The following is a 4,255-nucleotide window of genomic DNA, read 5'->3' as shown; positions in this document are numbered from 1 at the left end:
GGGCGGGGCGGTCGTAGGCCTCAGGGTTGCGCTGCGAATGGGTAGGCGCCGGCAGGGGAAACACGGTCGCTCGCCCCTTCGCCCGGAGACGAACGCAAGCTCGCCAGCTGCGCCTGTAGCCTGTCGAGAAACACCTGCACGCGCAGCGGGACATGGTTTCGTGTCGAGGTAATAGCCCAGACGAAAGATGACGCCGGGTTACAGGCGTCGAGGCTCACCACCTCCAGCTTGCCCTGTTCGACGAGGTGCTGGACGTCCCAGAAGGAAATCAAGGCCAGCCCCATGCCCTGTAGGCACGCGGTAATGAGCGTCGCGAGATCACCAGCGCAGAAGTGGCTGTCCGGTTTGAAGGAGGCCGTGGAACCACCTGCATCGAACTGCCATGCCGGCATGCTTTTAAGGAGCAGGCAGGCATGGTGCTTGAGGTCGTCGATCGTGCGCGGCGATTCGCAGCCTGCCAGATAGCCTGGCGCGGCGCAGATCACCATGTTGTTCGGGGCAATCCGCCTGGCGATCAGGGTGGAATCCTTGAGCGGCGCTATGCGTATCGCGAGGTCGATGCCATTGGCGGCAAGGTCGACCAGCGAGTCCGTGAAATGGCACTCCACCTTGAGCAAAGGATGGTTGGCCATCAACGTGGGAATCAACGGCATGATGATGTTCTGGCCAAACACCGCCGGAGCGGTGATACGCAGCTGGCCTTTTGCTGACCTGGCATCGGGTGCCAGGGCATAGCGGGCGGCTTCTTCCGCTTCAAGCATGGTCAAGGCATGGGGCATGAGCGCCTCGCCCTCCGGCGTGAGCGAGACGGAACGTGTGGTGCGGTGAATCAGCCTTGCGCCCAGGTCGTTTTCCAGCGTGCTCAGGCGCCTCGATACCGTCATCGGGGTCAGTCCAAGGGCCCGGGCAGCACCCGACAGGCTTCCTGTTTCGATGATCGAAACCAGTACGGCGACTTCCTCAAGCTGCATGATTATAACGCTCCTCGTTACAGCACCTTATCGGGTGCGTGGGGTTCTACTGGGGGCGCGGGCCTCTTATCTTAACAGCCATCGTTAACAAGCGTTCCGGCCCTGGTGGGAGCGCATGGCCAGGAGCCAGCACATGAGCGTCCAGAAAGACGTACTGTTTTCCCCGTCTCGTATGGGAAATGTCACCCTGAAAAACCGCTTCGCCGTCGCGCCGATGACGCGCGTCAGCGCCACCGAAGCGGGTACACCAACCGAACAGATGGCGACGTATTACGAACGGTTCGCCAAGGGTGGTTTCGGCCTGCTGATCACGGAAGGGCTTTACACCGACCAGCAGTACTCACAAGGTTACCTGTTCCAGCCGGGCATCAGCGACCTGGCGCAAGCACAGGCGTGGACTGGCTTGGTCAAGCGCCTGCACGCTCACGACACCAAGGTCGTCGCGCAGCTCATGCATGCCGGCGCGCTCAACCAGGGCAATCGATTTGTATCCGGGACCCTCGCGCCATCCGTGATGCAGCCGAAGGGGGAGCAGATGTCCTTCTACTACGGCAAGGGCGAGTACCCGGTGCCATCTGCGGCGACGGACGCGCAGATTGCCGACGCCATCGAAGGCTTCGCGAACGCTGCCCAGCGGGCTACCGAGGTCGCTGGATTCGATGGGGTCGAAATCCACGCTGCCAATGGTTATCTGCTTGACCAGTTTCTGACCGACTACGCCAACCAGCGTACTGACAAGTGGGGCGGGGACGTCAACAACCGTATCCGCCTGATCCTCGAGGTGTTGGCGGCCGTCAGGAAGACGATGAAGCCGGGTGCTGCGCTCGGCGTGCGAGTCTCCCAGGGGAAGGTCAATGATTTCCAGCACAAATGGGCGAGTGAGCACGAGGCCGAGGTTATTTTCTGCTCGATGGCTGACGCCGGTGTCGACTATATCCACGTCACCGAACATGAAGCCTGGAGGCCGGCATTCGAAGGGGGTACCGACAGCCTGGCGACATTGGCCAGGCGCTATGCGCCAAGCGTGACCCTCCTGACAAATGGTTCGCTGCATGAACTCGACCGCTCCGTGGAGCTCTTGGCGAAAGGCGCCGATGTGATCGCCTTCGGCCGGGGAGCGCTGGCGAATCCGGATCTGCCGGGCCGTATTGCACGGGGTGAAGCGCTGCGCGAGTTCGACCCCGCTATTCTTGGCCCGATCGCCAACATCAAGGCCAGCGAGCTGGCGTAATGCAGAGGTGCGAAAGGCGAGCAATGCTCGCCTTTCGCTATTCACCCATGGCGTACAGCGGGAGAAGTCTCAGTGCCCGCCCTTCATCCGCCTTGCCACCAGGTAGAGTCCCAGGCCGGCCAGGGCCGTGGCCGCGCCGATATACCCAGTGCTCGTCCATCCGTACCCTGCGGCGATCGCCATGCCGCCAAACCACGGGCCGAGCGCGTTGGCCAGGTTGAACGCCGCATGGTTGGACGCCGCAGCCAGGCTTGGCGCCTCGTGGGCGATGTCCATCAGGCGAATCTGCAAGGGCGCGGCCAGGGCGATCATGGTGCCGACCAGGCCGATGCTCAAGAGAATGCCCCACTGTGAGCTGGCCGCGTAGGGGAAGAGCGCCAGCACGGCAATCGACCACACCAGCACCAGTCCCACCGCGCGGAACTGCAGGCGATCGAACAGCTTGCCGCCGGCGATGTTGCCGATGATGCCGCCTGCTCCGAACGCCGCCAGGCCCACGGGAATCCACTGCGGTGACGCCTTGGTGACCTCGAGGATGGTCGGAGCCAGGTAGCTGAACACGCAGAACATGCCGGCGAAGCCGATGGAGGCGATGGCGAGCGCCATCCACACCTGCGGCAGACGAAACGCCTGCAGTTCCTTGCGCGGATCGCTGCGTGCTTCGTCATGGCGTTGGGGCACGTAGCGCCAGACAAGGCCGATGGTGCACAGGGCGATCACGCCCACCAGGACAAAGGCGGAGCGCCAGCCGAAGAACTGGCCCAGGAACGTCGCCACCGGATTGCCCAGCAGCATGGCCAGGGTAAGGCCCATCATCACCCTTGCCACGGCGCCCGCGCGCTGGTTGGTCGGGACCATGCTCGAGGCCACCACCGCGGCAATGCCGAAATACGCGCCATGGGGAAGGCCACTGATGAAGCGAAACGCGATCAGCCCGGAGTACGAGGGCGCGAAGGCGGTTGCCAGGTTGCCAAGGGCATACAGCGCCATCAGCAGAAGCAGCATGTGCTTGCGCAGCAGCTTCGCGCCCAGGATGGCCAAGGTCGGCGCCCCGACCATGACACCCAGGGCATAGGCACTGATGGCGTGGCCAACCTGGGGTTCGGACAGCTGCAGGTTGCTGGCGATGTCAGGCATCAGCCCCATGATGGCGAATTCGCCCGTGCCGATGGCAAAGCTTCCCAAGGCCATGGCGGCTTCCATCTTGACGACGGTGGTCTTCGGATGGGCTAGCGGTGGAGCTTCGTGGATAGACATCAAGTTCCTTCGACATACGCTGAAACGATAAAGGTGCGATCTTAGAGAATTGATGACCAGATCGTCGAGAAACAATTCGCTCGAAGGCGTTGGAAGCCGGTGTTGTCGGGTATACCTCGGGGCAGCTCATGTGGTCCGCATCTACAACCGGCGATGTAGAATGGGGAAAGAATCGGGTGCACGCATGACAAGGAAGCCAGCAATAAAGTCACGGAAGAAAGCCAAGGACCCAGGGCATGAAGTCCGTGAAGTCCTGAAGGACATGGACTTCTGGGTAAACAGCGCCTATCTGCTTACCCCGTTGCTACTAGGTAGCCTGTGGGGCTGGCAAATGCTCGGGCTGACCCTTTTCATCTATCCGCTCATCAGCCTCATTTATTTCATCTTGCGTCATCGCTACCTGAAGTCCCTCTCCCGCGAACAGCGAAGCCAGGTGTATCCGTACAGCCATATCTATATCGGTCGGGGCATCTCCATGTTGATCCTGATCGGAGCAGTCATGTCAGGTGGCATGGCGCTCTACCAGGCGTGTTGCTGACCCAAGCCCCCGCCGCGCATGGTGGCAATCCGGTCCGCCATGAGCTATTACCCAATAACCGGCAATTGGGCCGGAGCGAGGTGCTGTTATGAAGAGTCTGTTAGTCGACCATTGGTGGGCAAAGATTTCGGAATCGGGCAGTTATGGCCTGGCAGCAGCAAGAGAGAAGCTTTTGGCAGTGGAGGCGATCGAGCAAAGAATCTCTCAGACTGACGGCCCGGACGCGGCGGATCACGTCCTGGCGCACGGGGCGATCAA

At 61.6% G+C, this 4,255-nt stretch carries 4 protein-coding genes; 2 read left to right on the top strand and 2 right to left on the bottom strand.

From position 1 onward, the window contains the following. Positions 1-20: 20 nt before the first annotated feature. Positions 21-971: a LysR family transcriptional regulator gene (locus VJS90_RS04105; RefSeq protein ID WP_324119370.1), complete on the bottom strand. Its 951-nt coding sequence runs from the start codon at positions 969-971 to the stop codon at positions 21-23. Positions 972-1,104: 133 nt separating this feature from the next. Here VJS90_RS04105 and VJS90_RS04100 point away from each other — a divergent pair, with 133 nt between their 5' ends. Then, positions 1,105-2,202: an NADH:flavin oxidoreductase gene (locus VJS90_RS04100; protein ID WP_324119369.1), complete on the top strand. Its 1,098-nt coding sequence runs from the start codon at positions 1,105-1,107 to the stop codon at positions 2,200-2,202. Between the two features lie 69 nt (positions 2,203-2,271). Here the strand turns inward: VJS90_RS04100 and VJS90_RS04095 are convergent, their stop codons facing one another. Next, positions 2,272-3,459 carry an MFS transporter gene (locus tag VJS90_RS04095; RefSeq protein ID WP_414704893.1) on the bottom strand — a complete coding sequence of 396 codons (1,188 nt, stop codon included), beginning with the start codon at positions 3,457-3,459 and terminating at the stop codon, positions 2,272-2,274. Between the two features lie 184 nt (positions 3,460-3,643). On the opposite strand from VJS90_RS04095, the gene VJS90_RS04090 reads away from it, so the two are divergent. Beyond that, positions 3,644-3,997 (top strand): hypothetical protein, encoded by a 354-nt coding sequence (locus VJS90_RS04090; RefSeq protein WP_324119368.1) that lies wholly within the window; start codon positions 3,644-3,646, stop codon positions 3,995-3,997. Positions 3,998-4,255: the final 258 nt, after the last annotated feature.

Origin of the sequence: Pseudomonas sp., assembly GCF_035277045.1 — a bacterium.
Taxonomy (GTDB): domain Bacteria; phylum Pseudomonadota; class Gammaproteobacteria; order Pseudomonadales; family Pseudomonadaceae; genus Aquipseudomonas.
Note: the sequence above shows the minus strand (reverse complement) of the source record. Positions and strands in the feature narration are given on the sequence as shown.

Excerpts from the sequence above, each read along its gene's own strand:
- VJS90_RS04105 (WP_324119370.1), bottom strand. The coding sequence starts at position 971 with ATGCAGCTTGAGGAAGTCGCCGTACTGGTTTCGATCATCGAAACAGGA.
- VJS90_RS04100 (WP_324119369.1), top strand. The coding sequence starts at position 1,105 with ATGAGCGTCCAGAAAGACGTACTGTTTTCCCCGTCTCGTATGGGAAAT.
- VJS90_RS04095 (WP_414704893.1), bottom strand. The coding sequence starts at position 3,459 with ATGTCTATCCACGAAGCTCCACCGCTAGCCCATCCGAAGACCACCGTC.
- VJS90_RS04090 (WP_324119368.1), top strand. The coding sequence starts at position 3,644 with ATGACAAGGAAGCCAGCAATAAAGTCACGGAAGAAAGCCAAGGACCCA.